This is a genomic window from Actinobacillus delphinicola, assembly GCF_900638385.1.
GTDB lineage: Bacteria > Pseudomonadota > Gammaproteobacteria > Enterobacterales > Pasteurellaceae > Actinobacillus_C > Actinobacillus_C delphinicola.
Window position 1 is genome coordinate 303861 of sequence record NZ_LR134510.1, and the last position, 16805, is coordinate 320665.

Sequence of the window (16805 nt, forward strand, 5' to 3'; positions counted from 1 at the left end):
CTCCTTATCCTTAATATGCACTTTGAATAATCATATTGTTTTCAACAGAACACGGGGTGAGATCATCCACCGCACCAATACTCTCAATAAAACTAGAATCTGTTGTCGAATAAGTACAAGTTGGTCTACTTTTACCGAAAGTACCTAATCCTACATACAGTGGATAGAGAGGATGTGCCTGTTCTATCATTTGAATATTTCTTGGATCCAGCCCCTGCTCAAGTAAAAACACTTTTACTTTTGGCGCAATTTGACGTAACGCATAGCTATAGATAACCCTAGCACCAGTTTCTGTCGGCTCAGATATTGCTTGTGTTAACTGATATTCAAGATTTTTTAATCCATAAAGTGTTCCGCTATATAATGGATAAATATTTTCTTGGAGTACGACAGGTGCAAACTGACCGCCTTGTGGCGATACAGGTCCATGTTCATTATGTTTAAGTTTGCTACGTACGTAGGCACTGTTATAGACAGTTACGCCATAAACATTATGTTTTAATGTATTTCCAAAAGCTGGATGATGTGCCAATTGTTGAGTTAAACTTCCATAAACATAAACGTTATCAGAAACATTCTTATCCAACGCATTGGCGAAAACTGAGTAGCCTGCTAAAACGGCGACTAATACTAATTTTCTCATTGAATAAATCCTCCACGTTGTAAGAAATTACTTACTTGCGTTTTATCGTAAACTTTTTTTAATGGACGAAGATTGAAGAAGCTTTGTAAAGTTCCTGTGTTATCAAAGTTAGGTAAAACAATTTTATTTTTATCAACTGGGTTAACAAGATGTACGGTTGCTACGATAACGAGTTCTTGTTCTTTTGTTGAAGTAGAGGCATTACGGAAGAATGCGCCTAAAATTGGAACATCGCCAAGAAGTGGCACTTTTGATAAGCCTTCACTACGAGTCGTACTATACAATCCACCGATAACAAAGCTTTGCCCATTGGCTACTTCAAAACTAGATTGGCTACTTGTTGTATTTAAAATTGGCGCACCCGCTAATGTACCCACCACATCAGATACACTTTGAGCAAGTGCAACACGGATACGACCACTGTTTTCCACTTTGGCAGCAACTTGTAAATCAATACCGTAATTTTGATAGCTGGTTGTTGGCGTACCATTAGACGTATATTGAACAACAGGAATTTGTCCCCCAATTAATACGTTCGCTTTATGTCCAGACAACATAGAAAGATTAGGTTGAGCTAAAATTTTGGCATCATTATTGTTGTGTAATGCATTGATGAAACCTTGAAAGTTAGCCGCATTGAAAGATATTTGTGTTGCACCTGAATTATCTTTATTAAATGATGCTATCGCTGAAGCACTACTTAATGCATGATCAAATGCATCAGAAATTTTGCCACCAAGATATGACCAAGACATGCCAAGATTATCAACTAAGGATTTATTAATAGACGCTACTGTTAATTGCACATTAATTTGTTTAGGATCCAATACTTGGGCATCATTGATAACATTATCAAATGTATAGTGAGTTAAAATATCTTTACCTAAATCATCACCAATAGTATCTGTGTCTTTATCTGGGGTATTACCAACGGCTGCTGCTACAATGCGTTGAGCATTTTCCAACTCTGCTTGATCTTTTGCTTTACCTTTAATGACATAAGCTTGACCAATTTTTACAACTTGTAAATTAGTATTCGGTAACTTAATTTTAAGCTGACGATTGGAGTCAGAAGCATTACCAAGATCACTTACAATAATATTTGCACTAAGTAAATTTTTATCTGTATTACTTAATACATTAACCTCTGTCATCCCTGCAGCTAATCCATAAAAGAGTAAGCGTTTGTCACCTAAAATTTTATAATTTGCGATACTTGGATTAGTCACAAAAATAGTGTCAATTTTCTGGTTAAACGTCATTTCACGACTTTCACCCGGTGCTAGCGTGATAGTCTGAGCCTGTAAAATTCCAGGCATGACCATCACCGCAAGTGTCATAACAAATAGAAATAACTTACGCATAATACCTATCCTCTTAATTGACGGATTAATAGACTTTCGCTATTTACGGCTGCAGGGGCTGCAGCTGGAAGAGCAACTAATGAAATACCAGATTCTAGTCGGTATAACTGTTTTAATTGTTTAAGTGTCATTTTCAACACTATGCGACCTGCAATACCGCTATTTGATTTTGCATTGGGTTTGTCGATACGCAAGACTTGGAGGTAATCCAAAACTTTGACGAGATTACTTTTGTTATCTCGGTAAAACTGACCGAATAATGAAACATGCGCCCCTGTTTTTAGGGTGGTCAAAAGATAAGACTGATCAAGAGGTATTGTTAGCGTATAAGCAATATCTTTATTTGGATCTAAGTTAGCTACGATGTAATCATCAGATTTCGGAGAAATAAGTACTTTAGGATCAATCATGCTACCTTTAGTCACGTTTTCCGTAAGTAAGAAAGCGCTTAATGTACCGTTATCTGTTTGATCTAAGTCTGGACGGATATTGAAAACAATTTGTGGAATTGCTTTTTTTTCATCTGCTTTAACAGGAATAGAATAGGTTTTTGTTGTAACTTTATAATCACCTACTTGTAAAACGGTTCCTTTCGCCAGATCTTTTGTGGCAACTGCCGTTTCAAGAACAACATTTCTATATACTGGTTTTTGTGCAACAACTTGTTCTTGGTGGCGGATCTCCGCACGTTCATCGTCGTGTGACTTATTCATCACAACAAGACCAACTACACCTACCCCTAATATTAGAAACGAAATGATAAATAAAAGACGATAATTCATAATAAATCCTTAGATCTTTGTGACAAATTAAAAACCTAATAACGAAGAAAACCCTTTACTAACTCACGAGAGGAAAAAACAAAACCTCCTGCAAAAGAAACCCACCAGCAATAGCTACTCCATAAGGAAGTCCTCTCTCTTTAACATTTCTGCGGAAAAATATCAGACCACCGAGCGCCAAAATGACACCTAAGACGGTCACAAAGAAGAAAAAGAACATTAACTGTGATGGTGGGATTGCTAAAACGAGTATCGATAACAGTTTGATATCGCCAGCACCAATAATGTGAATAAGGAAAAGAAAAAAGCCTATGGCCAAAATTACAAGTGCAGGAACAAAATAAATATTTCCGTGCAATAAAATGGAATAAGGAAGAATCGCACACCCTAACGCAAACACAAGCTGATTGCTGATCAAACGGTGTCTAACATCGGAGCAGCTAATCATAATAAGTGTTGTAACGATGGCAACCGAACAAATGAAAAAGATTCCCACCATTCCCAAACTAATGCTATATGATGCAGGGAGCATACTTACGACCTAAAAATACAAAAATTATAAAAAATGAAAATTTTTCAAAACTATTAATAGGTTGCCACCTTTTAAGATGACAACCTCATTACTATTTATACATCTATATTAAAACAATAGACTATTAAGCTGGTGTAGAACTTGTTGATGCACCAGTAACGCTTAATGTAGCTGTACTGATTGCAGAGCTTAAGCTACCGAAGCGGTCTTCTAATTTATGGATGAAACCATTTTTGTTGTAGAATACTGCGATGATCATTGCAGCTACAGCTACAGCGATTAGACCGTATTCAATTGCAGTTACACCGCGTTCGTCTTTAGCGAATGCACGGATACCAGAACGTACTGCTGAACGTACATTTTCAGTTACTGTTACGTATGCTTTTGTAGAAAGTTCATTTAACATTTTTTACCTCACTCAATTTTCATTTATGAAAATTAATAACTATTAACTTGGAGTTCTTCCAATACACATTAAGAACACGTTATAGGTCACATATCTGCTTCTAATCGCATTCTCTTCAAAATTATGTATAATTAGTGGTCGTTTACCGTGAGTAGCGCTGTTTTGATTGCATCCGCCATACCATTCAATTTTGCACCTAAGCTTTGGACAAAACTGCCCTTACCGTAGGCAATAAAAATAACAGCTGCAGAAATAGCAAAAGCGATCAATCCATACTCAATAGACGTCACACCACGTTCGTTTTTAGCAAAATATCGAACGATTTTCGTTGTGGCGACATCAGCAAGTTCATTTGCCATGACGTATGCCTTTATTGAAAAGTTGTTCAACATTTTTAAACCTACCTAATTTTCGTAATCGAAGATTAACCCTTATATGTTCTTTCCGTAGAAGGATACGTCCCATACTCCCTCTAAGTGGTTACAAGAATATCATTCTTATTTTTCTTATCAAGTGCGGTATTTTTTGGCTTTTTGTATAGCTTACTAACTATTAAGGAATATTTTTTTGCGAAAAACTTGGCGTGAAGCCTTATATCACTAGGATTTAGTACTTCATAAAGGGTAGGATAAGAATAATTATATATTTCTTATTATGATTAAAAAATATACAAAACAATTAAAAACATAATTGCTACAATAGATAAATTCTATTAAAATTTTACTTATAACGATTAATTTTTAAGCAAAATAACCTAAAAATTACCTATATTTTTTCATTTTTTATTTACATTTTTAGGTCAACTTTTCTGAATTTTGCTTTTTTTTAAGCAATTTTTAATAGAAATAGATTTCCGATTCATTTCATCAGGATTTATAAACGCTTAAAAAACACACTTTAAAAGGGTGTTTTTTATACTAATTGTTAAATAACATCGATTTTAAGATTTTTATAAAGATTCTCTATTTTATTAAATATGATTTAGTAAGATTAAATATCGTTTAAAATTAAACTAAAAATAAATTATTTTCTTAATTTTATTCTAATGACATCTCTTTGTTCGATAGATAAATGTTAAATAAAAGTGTATTTTTTAACGTATTTAGTACGATTAATTTACATTTGTTAATGTTTATAGTTATATAAAAATTTGATCTAGCAAAAAAACTCAATTTTTTAATCAAAAATAGGTAGTATTCTAATTAACTAGAATTAATTTAGTCCGATTTAAGCGTTGAAAGGTCTTTTGGCTAGTAGTGAGATGATAACAAAGTAGATTCACCTCGGTTGCTGATACCATGCCAATGAAAACGGCAAGATAGAAAGGAAGTTCAGAACAAAAGACCAGTTTACCCACTGGACAATAATCTGTAGTAAGACATTGATTTTGCGGGGAATATTGAATATCAGAAAGTTTTCGCAATCCAATTCCTGTCGCTTTTAAAACTGCTTCACGAATACACCATAATTCATAAAAAGCTGTTTCCTGATGCTTTTGTTGCTGAAACCATGCTAATTCCATGGGGTTCGCAAAATGCTTTAATAACGCAATATAATTCCGTTTATGAGTTACGGATTCCATATCAATTGCGACTAAAGGTTTCATCCCTATTGGACTCTTAGCCAAGATAACAATCACCCATTCTCCTGAATGGCTAATATTAAAATCAAAAAAATTACTCCGAATTTGCGGGCGTCCTAATTCGTCTTTTTCAATTTTTGCCATTAGGTTAGCAAAATCAGGATAGGTTTTCCCGAGTTGCCATAGGAGAAAATAAGCTAAACGACGGCGCTGATAACTTTTCTGCTGGGCAGGATTGGGATTTTCAGGTAAATGAACGTAACTTGGCAATGCATGTTCAGGGAAATCTTGCCAATTTTGGGGGTCATTTAAATTCGCATAGGCGATAGAATACTTTGTCATTCCAATAAAAAAGCTCGCCGAAACGAGCTTTCTCCTTAATTTGCTTGCATTATGCAAGTAATTTGTTCATACGTTTTACAAATGCAGTTGGATCTTGAAGTGAACCGCATTCCGTAAAGAGCGCTTCTTCAAAGAGTAATTCTACCCAATCATTAAAGGTCGTGTCATCCCCTATTTCAGAGACTTTTTTGACTAATGGATGCGTTGGGTTAATTTCCAAGGTGTACTTAATTTCAGGCACACTTTGTCCTGTGGCTGCAAAAAGTTTTGCCATTTGCGTTGTCATTTCATCTTGTTCGGTAGAAACAATCGCAGGGGTATCTGTCAAGCGATTCGTTAATTTCACACCTTTTACACGATCGCCAAGATAAGCTTGTACACGCTCAATAAAGCCGCCAAACTCTTCTTGTTGCTGTTCTTGTAGCGCTTTTTCTTCACTATTTGCAAGATCACCCAGATCAAGATTTGCTTTGGTTACAGATTGTAACGGTTTGCCATCAAATTCAGTTAAGAAACTCAACATCCATTCATCAATACGATCTGCGAGTAAAAGTACTTCGATACCTTTTTTATTAAATAATTCCAAATGCGGGCTATTTTTCGCAGCCACATAGGTATCGGCAGTGATATAGTAAATCGCTTTTTGCCCTTCTTGCATACGTACAACATAATCTTCAAGCGAAGTAGTTTGGTCAATGCCTTCATTTTTACTAGAGGCAAAACGCAGTAATTTTGCAATATTTTCCGCATTCGCCATGTCTTCAGCTAGCCCTTCTTTTAGCACAACGCCAAATTCACGCCAAAAACGTTGATATTTCTCTACATCATTTTTCGCTAAATCTTCTAAAATTTGTAAAGAACGTTTTGTCAAAGCACGACGTAACGCAGCCGTCACTTTGTTATCTTGCAAAATTTCACGGGAAACATTAAGCGGTAAATCACTGGTATCCAAAAGACCACGCATAAAACGCAAATAATTCGGCATAAAGGCTTGCGCATCATCCATAATAAATACACGTTGTACGTAAAGTTTTAAGCCGTGTTGCATGTCACGTGTAAAGAGATCGAATGGTGCTTGGCTTGGTACATAAAGTAAGCTGGTATATTCTAGATTTCCTTCTACTTTATTACGTGCCCATGTAAGCGGTGCTTGATAGTCATGGGTAAGATGTTTATAAAATTCAATGTATTCTTCATCGGTAACATCGTTTTTATTGCGCGTCCAAAGGGCTTGTGCTTTGTTAATTTGTTGCCATTGTTGCCCTGATACTTCGCCTTTTTCATCATATTGTGTAACCCATAATTCAACAGGTAAATCAATATGATCGGAATATTTACTGATTACTGCACGAAGCTGCCCTTCGCTGGCGAAGGCTTTTTCTTCATCACGTAAATGTAAGGTAATTTCAGTCCCACGATCCTCTTTTTCGATAGTAGAAATCGTATACTCACCTTCCCCGGTGGATTCCCAAAGTACACCATTCGCTTTGCTATCGCCCGCTAAGCGAGTTTTTACTGTCACCTTGTCCGCAACGATGAATGCGGAATAGAATCCAACCCCAAATTGCCCGATAAGTTGGCTATTTTTCGCTTTATCTTCGCCCATAGCAGCTAAAAATTCCTTAGTGCCAGATTTAGCGATCGTCCCTAAATTTTCAATCACTTGTTGGCGATCCATCCCGATACCATTATCGCTAATAGTAATGGTGTTTGCGTTGCTATCTGCTTGAATACGCACACGTAATTGTCCATCGCCTTCATATAAAGCAGGATCAGAAAGCGCTTTAAATCGTAATTTATCCGCCGCATCAGAAGCATTTGAAATTAATTCACGCAAAAAAATCTCTTTGTTGGAATACAAAGAATGGATCATTAATTGGAGAAGTTGTTTGACTTCGGATTGGAAACCGAGTGTTTGTTGATCTTGACTCATTTTTTATCCTTATGGTTAATAAACGATAAATAGTTTCCACAAAAATGGGGGCGGGTTACAAAAAATCAACCACGCCCCCATTTTCGTTAAAATTTATGCTTAATCAAATTTTACTGCGGGTGAAAAAGTGCGTTTCACAATATCTTTTACTTCCGCAGGTGTGACTTTACGATTTTCGCCAATGCCTACCCAGCCACGATCTTGGAAACGTTTCTCAATAATTTCTGGCGCAGTCGCATAATCTTCTGTGTAATCAGATAATGCGGTTTTAATCCCAATAGAATTAAAGAAAGTTTCCGTTTTTTGAATCGCTTGGTGTGCTTTTTCATCGTCCGAACCGCTCGTAATTTGCCATACACGTTCTGCGTATTGTACTAATTTGGCTTTTTTATCCTCAAAGCAATGTTCATAATAACGTGGTGCGACAATCGCTAAGGTGCGCGCATGATCAATGCCGAAAAGTGCGGTAAATTCATGCCCAATCGCATGCACGCCCCAATCTTGTGGCACGCCTTGTGCAATTAAGCCATTTAATGCCATAGTACAGCTCCACATAAAGTTAGCTGCCGCTTCATAATTACTTTGATCTTCTAACACAGGCTGACTAACCGCAATTAAGGTTTGTAAAATGCCTTCTGCAAAGCGATCTTGTAATAAACCACCAGCAGGATAGGTCATATATTGTTCCAAGACGTGAGTAAAGGCATCGGCAATTCCGTTTTCTAATTGGCGACGTGGTAAAGAGCGGATAACCGTTGGGTCAAGCACGGAACATTTTGGATATAACAACGGTGAATTAAACGATAATTTTTCTTTGGTCGCACGGCGTGAAACGACTGCCCCACTATTCATTTCTGAACCTGTCGCAGGGAGAGTTAGGATTGCAGAGAATGGCACGGCATCCGTAATTTTAATTTCATTTCTTTTTGCTAATAATTGCCAAGGATCATCCCCTTCATATTTCGCCGCTGCAGCGATAAATTTTGCCCCATCAATTACTGAGCCACCACCGACTGCTAAGATGTAATCAAGGTTTTGTTCTTTGATTTTTTCAACGGCTTGCAGTAAGACTTCATATTCTGGATTGGCGGGAATACCTGAAAACTCTACAAGATGAAAATGCGAAAAGGCTTTTTGAATTTGATCATAAATGCCATTTTTCTTGATACTGCCACCACCGTATAACAAAAGAATACGGGCATCATGTGGAATTTGTGCAGGTAAATTAGCGATTTGTCCTTCCCCAAATAGAATTTTGGTTGGGTTTTGGTAAATGAAGTTTTGCATTTTTCTCCCCTTTTTGTTTAAGTTTTATGCTTTTTGTATCCCAGCAGTTTACGCTAGCTAAGAATGGTTTTGCAAGAATTTGTCTGCAACGTATAATAAGACATCATTTTCATAGGAACACTTTATGTCAAAAACACCCTCTTTAAAAAATTTGCTTTGCTACCGCTTGTATGTGGTTTCAAACCGTATTACTCGCCTTTACCGCCCATTTTTAGAAAAACTAAACCTGACTTATCCGCAATATTTGACGATGGTAGCACTTTGGGAAGAGGATGATTTGACGATCGGGGAACTCCATTCTATTACGGAAATTGATTGCGGGTCGCTCAGTGTCATGCTTAAAAAATTAGTCGAAAAAGGCTTTATTGAAATTGTGACACAACAAAGTGATAAACGGAGTAAAAAAGTGAAATTGACAGAAAAAGCGTTGGCACTTAAACCCGAAGCCTATGAAATGCAAAAGAACTTGTACGCTAGTTTACCGAAAAAATTAACCTACGATGAACAAGCAGAATTGATGGGATTGCTTGATATTTTAAATCGCAATCTAAAAGGCGATTTTTAAAACTACGCCCCGATTTTCGTAAAAATTTTTAGGAAAATCGAGGCGTGATTGTTTTAAAAAATGTAAATTAGTCGATAGTGACGTCTTTAATGATCACTTCTTCTTTTGGTACATCTTGATGGAAACCGTAATTGCCAGTTTTTACTTTGCTGATTTTATCAACAACATCCATACCTTCTACTACTTTACCAAATACACAATAGCCCCAACCTTGCATTGATTTAGATTTGTGATCTAAGAAGCCATTATCTACAGTATTGATAAAGAATTGTGCAGTCGCAGAATGCGGATCGCTTGTGCGTGCCATTGCGATTGTACCGCGTTTGTTAGAAAGACCATTATCTGCTTCATTTGCGATTGGTGCTTTGGTATCTTTTTCAAGCATACCTGATTCTAGACCACCACCTTGAATCATAAATCCATCAATTACACGATGGAAAATTGTGTTATTATAAAAGCCTTCTTTGCAGTAATTTAAAAAGTTTTCTGCCGTTGCTGGTGCTTTGTCAAAATCTAATTCTAATTTGATATCGCCATAGTTAGTATGTAGTGTAATCATATTGTTTTTTCCTTACTAAAAAGAAAAATATTATTCCATAAATTACTAATCAGTGCTAGAAAGCTTAAAAGATTTTCCTTATAACCGAGAAATATTATGTTAAAAATTTTCAATACACTTTCCCGAGAAAAACAAGAATTTACGCCCCTTAATCCGCCGAAAGTGGGCATGTATGTTTGTGGCGTAACGGTATATGATTTATGTCATATTGGACATGGTCGTACTTTCGTCTGTTTCGATATGGTAGCACGCTATCTGCGTCACTTAGGTTATGACTTAAACTATGTGCGCAACATTACCGATGTGGACGACAAAATCATTAAACGTGCATTAGAAAATGGTGAAAGCTGCGAAGATCTAGTGAATCGCATGGTAAAAGAAATGCATAAAGATTTCGAAGCCCTTAATATTCTGCCACCGAATAGCGAACCTCGTGCGACTTACCACATTACAGAAATTATCAATCTCGTTTCGCGCTTGATTGAAAAAAATCATGCGTACGTTGCAGAAAACGGCGATGTTATGTTTGACGTATTAAGTTTTAAAGAATATGGCAAACTTTCTCGCCAAAATCTTGAACAATTACAAGCGGGTGCGAGTGAACGTGTTGAAATTTCTGCGATCAAGAAAAATCCAATGGATTTCGTACTTTGGAAAATGTCAAAACCGAATGAACCAAGTTGGGACTCTCCATGGGGTAAAGGTCGTCCAGGTTGGCATATCGAATGTTCTGCAATGAATAGCAAAGAATTGGGAACGCATTTTGATATCCACGGTGGTGGTAGCGACTTGATGTTCCCTCATCATGAAAACGAAATTGCCCAATCTTGCTGTGCATTTGAAACCCCATACGTAAACTACTGGATGCACAGTGGTATGATTATGGTAAACAAAGAAAAAATGTCTAAATCACTTGGCAATTTCTTTACTATTCGTGATGTATTAAAACATTACAACGCAGAAGCCGTGCGCTATTTCTTATTAAGCACGCATTACCGTAGCCCATTAAATTATACGGAAGAAAACCTAAACTTAGCGCAAAGTGCGTTAGAACGTCTTTACACTGCCCTGCGTGGTACTGATAAAAACGCACAACCTGCGGGTGGCGAACAATTTGTAAGTGCATTTGAAGAAGCGATGAATGACGATTTTAATACGCCAAACGCTTTCTCTGTCCTTTTCGACTTAGCACGTGAAGTCAATACTTTAAAAGCACAACAAGCACCTGAAGCAGATGCAATGGCAGCTCGTTTACGTCAATTAGGTGGTGTTTTAGGCTTACTAGAAAATGATCCAGATGCCTTCTTAAAAGGTGATGCGGAAGATGATGAAGTGGCTAAAATTGAAGCGCTCATTTTACAACGCAACACTGCACGCCAAAACAAAGACTGGGCGGCAGCCGATGCAGCTCGTGATGCACTTAAAGCGATGAATATCGTTTTAGAAGATACCGCTAACGGCACAACATGGCGTAAAGCATAATTCTATTTTTTTAATTCACGCCCCAATTTTCCTAAAAATTTTTACGAAAATCGGGGCGTATTTTCATATGCTTTCTCCACTTTCTTATTTATGGCACAATAAAAAAGAGCGTATAACGTTATTACAGCTAAAATAAGGAAGTTATCTTATGAATACATTATCGAACTTTTCGCATTTTGATACGATCAATCAATTCGTAATTAACATGATGATGAAGTTCAATCAATTCTTTCCCACTAAATTTAACTGGGTCTTAATGATTTTGGTTATTTTAGGACTCGCCGTTCTACTTCGCCTTACGCTTAAACTTGTACTCAACCGCATGAAACGTTGGGTAAATCATACCCATTCTCTACTTGATGAAAGTGTCGTTGAGGCAGCACGTAAGCCGATTAATTATTTCATCAATTTCGGTGCGTTTATTTGGATCTGCCAAACCATTACACAATATCATCAAATTGATTGGAGCGGTTTTTTATTAGAAGTTTGGAATCTTGGGGTTATCCTGTTATTCGGCGCATTTCTGCTTTCACTCATCAAAGCCTTTGAGCTTAATATGATAAAACGCACAAAGCCTAAATATGATAGTACGACTATTATGGCCGTAGGGCGATTATTACGATTATCTATCGTTATTATTATTATTTTAATGATAATGCAAAATTTTGGCTTTTCGATTTCTGGGGTACTCGCTTTTGGTGGCGTTGGTGGCATTGCAATTGGTTTTGCCGCAAAAGACTTACTCGCCAACTTTTTTGGTGGGTTCATGATCTTTATTGATAAACCTTTCCGAGTGGGTGATTGGATTTCCTCACCTGATCGTCAAATTGAAGGAACGGTTGAAAATATCGGTTGGCGCATGACGCGTATCCGTACCTTTGATTTACGTCCGTTATATGTTCCAAACAGTACATTTATGAATATTGCCGTGGAAAATCCAAGCCGTATGCTCCATCGCCGAATTTATGAGAATATCGGATTGCGTTACGATGATATCAATGTTATTGATAAAATTGTCGCTGAAATCAAAGAAATGCTTTACAACCATCCTGATATTGATAATCAACAAACAATCATTGTGGCATTCGATCAATTCGCTGCATCTTCACTCAATATTATGGTTTATACCTTTACGAAAACAACCGCTTGGGTGGAATTTTATGTAGTGAAACAAAAAATCCTATTATTAATTCGTGATATTGTGGATCGCCATGGTGCAGAATTTGCATTTCCGACACAACAACTTTTTGTTACGCAAAATCCAGCAGGGCAAGATCCTGCGCCACAAAATCTGGCGACTATGCAAAAAAATTAAATACATTGGTAATAAAAAAGCACAATTCTTTGTGCTTTTTTATTTTATGCCAAAAATCCGATTTCTCGCATCTTGGCAATCACTTGTTCAGACGTGATATTTTCCATAAGACGGGGCGTTTTTAATTTATATGCCCATGGTAATTTTTTTGCTTGTGGCTGCTCTTTAGCCAGAAAGTCATCATATACGGAAATCACTTTATCCAAATCATTATAAGGTCCAGTACGTTTTGGATTGTGATAAGCATAAAGTCCGATAACTGGTGTGCCAACAGCGGTGGCGATATGGGCTGGTCCACTATCTGGCGCTAAAACTAAGTCCGCTTGTTGAATTAACGCTGCAAGCTCAAGCAAACTGGTTTTACCCGCTAAATTTAGTGGTTTGAAATTACATGCTTTTTCAATATCCGCTAACATTTTTTGTTCCCTTGCAGAATTAGCGCCACATAAAATCACTTGTTTATTTTGTGCATGGGCAAGGTTAGCTATATCCGCATAACGCTCTGGCAACCAGTCCTTTTCTGCTTTACTCGAACAAGGCGCAATGATCAAAGTTTGATGACTCGTATCAATATACTGCGCCATTTTCTGCTGAGTGCTTTCTGGAATATTTAAGTGCCAGGTCAACTGAGAAACGGGGGCACCAAGCATTTCTGCAAAAGCAATGAATCCATTGAGTACATGCGGATTTTCTGGATCTTGAATACGACGATTCACCACCCACTGTTGCCCTTCTCGACTGCGCACTTTTCCAAAACCAATTTTATATTTTGCTTTAATGCCTAAAGAAAGAATGGAGGCACGCAATGCGGTTTGCATATTTAACAACGCATCAAAACGTTGTCCTTTAAGTTGTTTCCAAAGGGCTAAGATACCTTTAATCCCTGCCTTTTTATCATAAACGACAAAATTAATCCCATCCACTTGTGCAAATAATTGGCGTTCAACTTTACCAATAATCCAGGTAATTTTGGTTTCTGGCCAATAACGTTGAATCGCTTGCACAACCGCTAAGGCATGGCAAACATCCCCAATCGCAGATAGGCGTAAGATACAAATAGACTTAGGAGGCTGGGAAAAAAGTGGCATGAAATTTCCTTAAAAGTAAAACAAACACGCCCCAATTTTCACAAAAATTTATGCGAAAATCGAGGCGTCTAACTTAAAAATTAAAAGAACCAAGAATCTGCATTAACTCCTTGATTCATGAGTAATTTTATAAAACCAAATATCACACGAGCAATGTACCAAATCCCTACTAGTGGGAAAAGAACGTGAATTGTAGCAATCGCAAATCCCCCCACAATCGGAATAATCCATACCGTAATAAAGAGGAGGGCAAGGATAATATTTGCCCAAATCGGATACCAAAAGGTTCTAATTAACCATGTGCAATGCTCAAAGTAGATCGTGCCAAGCATTTTACGACGCTTGCAATACGCCATAATCACGCCAACGAGTGTCCCAACAATTGGCAAAAATGTCATACCGAGAAAATAGAATACATACATCGTAATCATGTACGCTCTATTTTCCTTTATGATTTGTTGTTCTGAAATCGCTTGCGTGTTCATTTATAGTAACCAAGAATCTGCGTTGACACTTTGATCATTTAACAATTTGATAAAACCGTAAATAACACGCACGATATACCAAATTGAAATCACGAATAAGACCAAATATGCACAAATTGCTAGGATAATACCCACGTATGGAATCACCATTCCAATTGCAACAACGATAAAAGCACAAATGGCAATGAAAAACGGATACCAAAACGTCTTAATCAACCAGTTACAATGCGAATAATAAATCGTATCCCGCACATCATCACGTTTTACATAAGCGATAATTAGACCTGCAATCGCAGCGATGCCAGGTAGAATCGTCATCCCGCCAATAAAACAAATGTACATGGCGATCATCCACATTCTATTATTTTGCATAATTTGTTGATTATGCTCAGAAGATTCAGTAATTACTTGATTTTCCATGGTATTTTCCTATAAAAAATTATACGGAAATTACTGCTTATCCGTAGGGTGGGTTGAGCTTCCCTCTGCGGTTCCCTCTTCTGTCGGTTTTACAACTGGTGATGTTTCTGAGGTTTTATCCGCATCTACATCTTCTTTTTCTTCCTTGTCTTCTTTTGGTTGATAGAATGTTGCACAAACAACACCAATCTCAAAAAGAAGCCACATTGGTATAGCAAGTAAAGTTTGTGAAATCGCATCTGGCGGGGTTAATAACATCCCGATAAAGAATGCCGCCACAATGATGTATGGTCGTTTTTTACGTAAATCTGCTGGTGTCGTAATCCCTGCCCATACTAATAAGATAATTGCAACGGGTACTTCAAAACAAACACCGAATGCTAAGAAAATCGTCAATACGAAATCAAGATAACTGCTAATATCCGTCGCAATCGCTACGCCATGTGGCGTGGTTTTGGTTAAAAACGCAAAAACCATCGGGAAAAGGACGTAGTACGCAAAAGCGACACCAAGATAAAATAAAATCGTACTTGAAATCAGTAATGGATAAATTAAACGTTTTTCTTTCTTGTACAAAGCGGGAGCGACAAATGCCCAAGCCTGATAAAGTAAATAAGGTACAGAAAGGAAAACGGCAACAACACCTGTCAATTTGAGTGGGGTAAAAAATGGTGTTACCACACTGGTTGCAATCATTGTTGAGCCTTTTGGCAGAACAGCTAATAATGGCGCTGCCACAAAGCCATAAATATCATTTGAAAAATAAATCAAACAACAAAAAACGACCGCCACAAAAATAATGCTACGTAATAAACGATCACGTAGCTCAAGTAAATGGGTGATTAGCGGTTGTGTTTGCTCAACACGTTCTTCTTCACTTTGTTTTGTCATACTGTTTTTTTCTGCTGTGATGGGCTATTTGAAACATGCGATGCAGGTTCAACTTCTTCGTAATCCGCTAAGTCATCAGAGGTAAAATAGGCAGGGTTAATCACAATCTCTTTCGCTTGCTTTTCTTCTGCTGTATTTTCATTTTCTTTATGTGCAGGTTTTTGCACATACTCTGGTTCATCTGGCGGAGGCATTGGGATATTTGCAGTCGGAGAAGCATTGAATGGTTCTACTGACCAACTTTCAGGAATAAATTCCACTTCCTGCTCTGCTGCAGCAACCGCCTCTTCTTCCTCGGCATTTTTTGCCAATTCTGACGCTTGATTTTCCACTGTTTTCGTTGTCGAAACTGCTGTTGCATCAGATTCTGTTTCTGGTGCTTTTTCTTCATTTGTAGAAGGTTTTTCTGCAACTTCCGCAGTAGAGGTATCTTTTACAGGCGCAGAAGGAGGATTTACTGCATCATTAAAACTTTTTTCAGTTTCTTGGATACCCTTGCTTAAATCCGCTTTCATTTTTTCTGCTGAAGCACGCAAATCTTTAACAGTTTGACTTAATTCTGGAGAAAGTTTTTCCACATTAAGCTGCTCTGCTTTTTTAATGCTTTCTTGCAGTTCCTGAAGTTTTAACTCTTGGGTTAGTTCATTTTGTACTGTATTAGCAAGATTTCGTGCGGTATTGATCCACCCCATTACCGTACGGATTGCTACTGGTAGTCTTTTTGGACCAAGTACAATAAGCCCTATCACCAAGAGTAACAGTATTTCTGAAAAACCAATATCAAACACGGATTATGCCTGTTCTTTATCTTTTGCTTTTTCGGTAGTTTGTGCGCTTGGTTGTGCATTTTCTTCAATTTTATTGAATTTAGCATCATTGTTCACGCTACTTGCATTGTTTTCTTGATCGTTTTCACTCATTGCTTTTTTGAAATCTCGTACGGCACCACCAAGATCTGAACCAATGGTACGAAGTTTTTTGGTACCAAAAATTACAACAACAACAAGTAATAAGATAAGTAATTGCCAAATACTAACGCCTGCGAACATAATGTTCCTCCATAAAATAATTAGATAATAGTAATAACTTGCGAAGTATAACCCTTTTGCTGTGAATGAAAAAGTATAAA

17 protein-coding genes and 2 pseudogenes are annotated in these 16805 nt (G+C 37.3%); 3 read left to right on the forward strand and 16 right to left on the reverse strand.

Going from position 1 to position 16805, the window contains the following annotated elements:
- Positions 1-10 precede the first annotated feature (10 nt).
- The 9 genes from EL259_RS01385 to EL259_RS01425 form a co-directional block, all read right to left on the reverse strand.
- Entirely contained in the window at positions 11-643 is a 633-nt protein-coding gene (locus EL259_RS01385; RefSeq protein WP_126598312.1) for a hypothetical protein, read from the reverse strand.
- Complete coding sequence (locus tag EL259_RS01390) at positions 640-2007, reverse strand: type II and III secretion system protein family protein (protein WP_126598314.1); 1368 nt, start codon at positions 2005-2007, stop codon at positions 640-642. Before EL259_RS01390 ends, EL259_RS01385 begins: the two co-directional genes overlap by 4 nt.
- A 5-nt stretch (positions 2008-2012) precedes the next feature.
- Positions 2013-2789 carry a hypothetical protein gene (locus EL259_RS01395; RefSeq protein WP_126598316.1) on the reverse strand — a complete coding sequence of 259 codons (777 nt, stop codon included), beginning with the start codon at positions 2787-2789 and terminating at the stop codon, positions 2013-2015.
- Between the two features lie 58 nt (positions 2790-2847).
- Positions 2848-3321: an A24 family peptidase gene (locus tag EL259_RS01400; RefSeq protein WP_232019066.1), complete on the reverse strand. Its 474-nt coding sequence runs from the start codon at positions 3319-3321 to the stop codon at positions 2848-2850.
- A 124-nt stretch (positions 3322-3445) separates the two neighbouring features.
- Positions 3446-3727: a Flp family type IVb pilin gene (locus EL259_RS01405; protein ID WP_126598318.1), complete on the reverse strand. Its 282-nt coding sequence runs from the start codon at positions 3725-3727 to the stop codon at positions 3446-3448.
- A 131-nt stretch (positions 3728-3858) separates the two neighbouring features.
- Positions 3859-4086: a Flp family type IVb pilin gene (locus EL259_RS01410; protein WP_172594203.1), complete on the reverse strand. Its 228-nt coding sequence runs from the start codon at positions 4084-4086 to the stop codon at positions 3859-3861.
- Positions 4087-4925: 839 nt separating this feature from the next.
- On the reverse strand, positions 4926-5651 hold the full coding sequence (locus EL259_RS01415) for a 4'-phosphopantetheinyl transferase family protein (RefSeq protein WP_126598322.1): 726 nt from the start codon (positions 5649-5651) through the stop codon (positions 4926-4928).
- A gap of 49 nt (positions 5652-5700) precedes the next feature.
- Complete coding sequence (gene htpG / locus EL259_RS01420; RefSeq protein WP_126598325.1) at positions 5701-7584, reverse strand: molecular chaperone HtpG; 1884 nt, start codon at positions 7582-7584, stop codon at positions 5701-5703.
- Between the two features lie 99 nt (positions 7585-7683).
- Positions 7684-8871, reverse strand: a complete 1188-nt coding sequence (locus tag EL259_RS01425) for an iron-containing alcohol dehydrogenase (RefSeq protein ID WP_126598327.1) — start codon at positions 8869-8871, stop codon at positions 7684-7686.
- A 124-nt stretch (positions 8872-8995) separates the two neighbouring features.
- On the opposite strand from EL259_RS01425, the gene EL259_RS01430 reads away from it, so the two are divergent.
- On the forward strand, positions 8996-9436 hold the full coding sequence (locus EL259_RS01430; protein ID WP_126598329.1) for a MarR family winged helix-turn-helix transcriptional regulator: 441 nt from the start codon (positions 8996-8998) through the stop codon (positions 9434-9436).
- Positions 9437-9503: 67 nt separating this feature from the next.
- Here EL259_RS01430 and EL259_RS01435 read toward each other — a convergent pair whose 3' ends face one another.
- Positions 9504-9995 (reverse strand): peptidylprolyl isomerase, encoded by a 492-nt coding sequence (locus EL259_RS01435; protein ID WP_126598331.1) that lies wholly within the window; start codon positions 9993-9995, stop codon positions 9504-9506.
- 96 nt (positions 9996-10091) lie between these two features.
- On the opposite strand from EL259_RS01435, the gene cysS reads away from it, so the two are divergent.
- Both cysS and EL259_RS01445 read left to right on the forward strand, forming a co-directional pair.
- Complete coding sequence (gene cysS, locus EL259_RS01440; RefSeq protein ID WP_126598333.1) at positions 10092-11477, forward strand: cysteine--tRNA ligase; 1386 nt, start codon at positions 10092-10094, stop codon at positions 11475-11477.
- A 148-nt stretch (positions 11478-11625) separates the two neighbouring features.
- Positions 11626-12792 carry a mechanosensitive ion channel family protein gene (locus EL259_RS01445; protein WP_197721290.1) on the forward strand — a complete coding sequence of 389 codons (1167 nt, stop codon included), beginning with the start codon at positions 11626-11628 and terminating at the stop codon, positions 12790-12792.
- A gap of 44 nt (positions 12793-12836) precedes the next feature.
- Here the strand turns inward: EL259_RS01445 and EL259_RS01450 are convergent, their stop codons facing one another.
- The 6 genes and pseudogenes from EL259_RS01450 to tatA form a co-directional block, all read right to left on the reverse strand.
- Positions 12837-13880 (reverse strand): glycosyltransferase family 9 protein, encoded by a 1044-nt coding sequence (locus tag EL259_RS01450; protein ID WP_126598335.1) that lies wholly within the window; start codon positions 13878-13880, stop codon positions 12837-12839.
- 80 nt (positions 13881-13960) lie between these two features.
- Positions 13961-14365 carry a hypothetical protein gene (locus EL259_RS01455; RefSeq protein WP_232019069.1) on the reverse strand — a complete coding sequence of 135 codons (405 nt, stop codon included), beginning with the start codon at positions 14363-14365 and terminating at the stop codon, positions 13961-13963.
- Complete coding sequence (locus EL259_RS01460) at positions 14366-14785, reverse strand: hypothetical protein (protein WP_126598337.1); 420 nt, start codon at positions 14783-14785, stop codon at positions 14366-14368. It abuts the gene before it with no gap.
- 129 nt (positions 14786-14914) lie between these two features.
- A pseudogene (gene tatC / locus EL259_RS01465) lies at positions 14915-15676 on the reverse strand (twin-arginine translocase subunit TatC); the annotation flags it as partial.
- Between the two features lie 505 nt (positions 15677-16181).
- Positions 16182-16464 (reverse strand): annotated as a pseudogene (gene tatB, locus EL259_RS08740) (Sec-independent protein translocase protein TatB); the annotation flags it as partial.
- Positions 16465-16467: 3 nt separating this feature from the next.
- A complete protein-coding gene (gene tatA, locus EL259_RS01475) occupies positions 16468-16725 on the reverse strand; it encodes a Sec-independent protein translocase subunit TatA (RefSeq protein WP_126598343.1) in 258 nt (85 codons plus the stop codon).
- Positions 16726-16805: the final 80 nt, after the last annotated feature.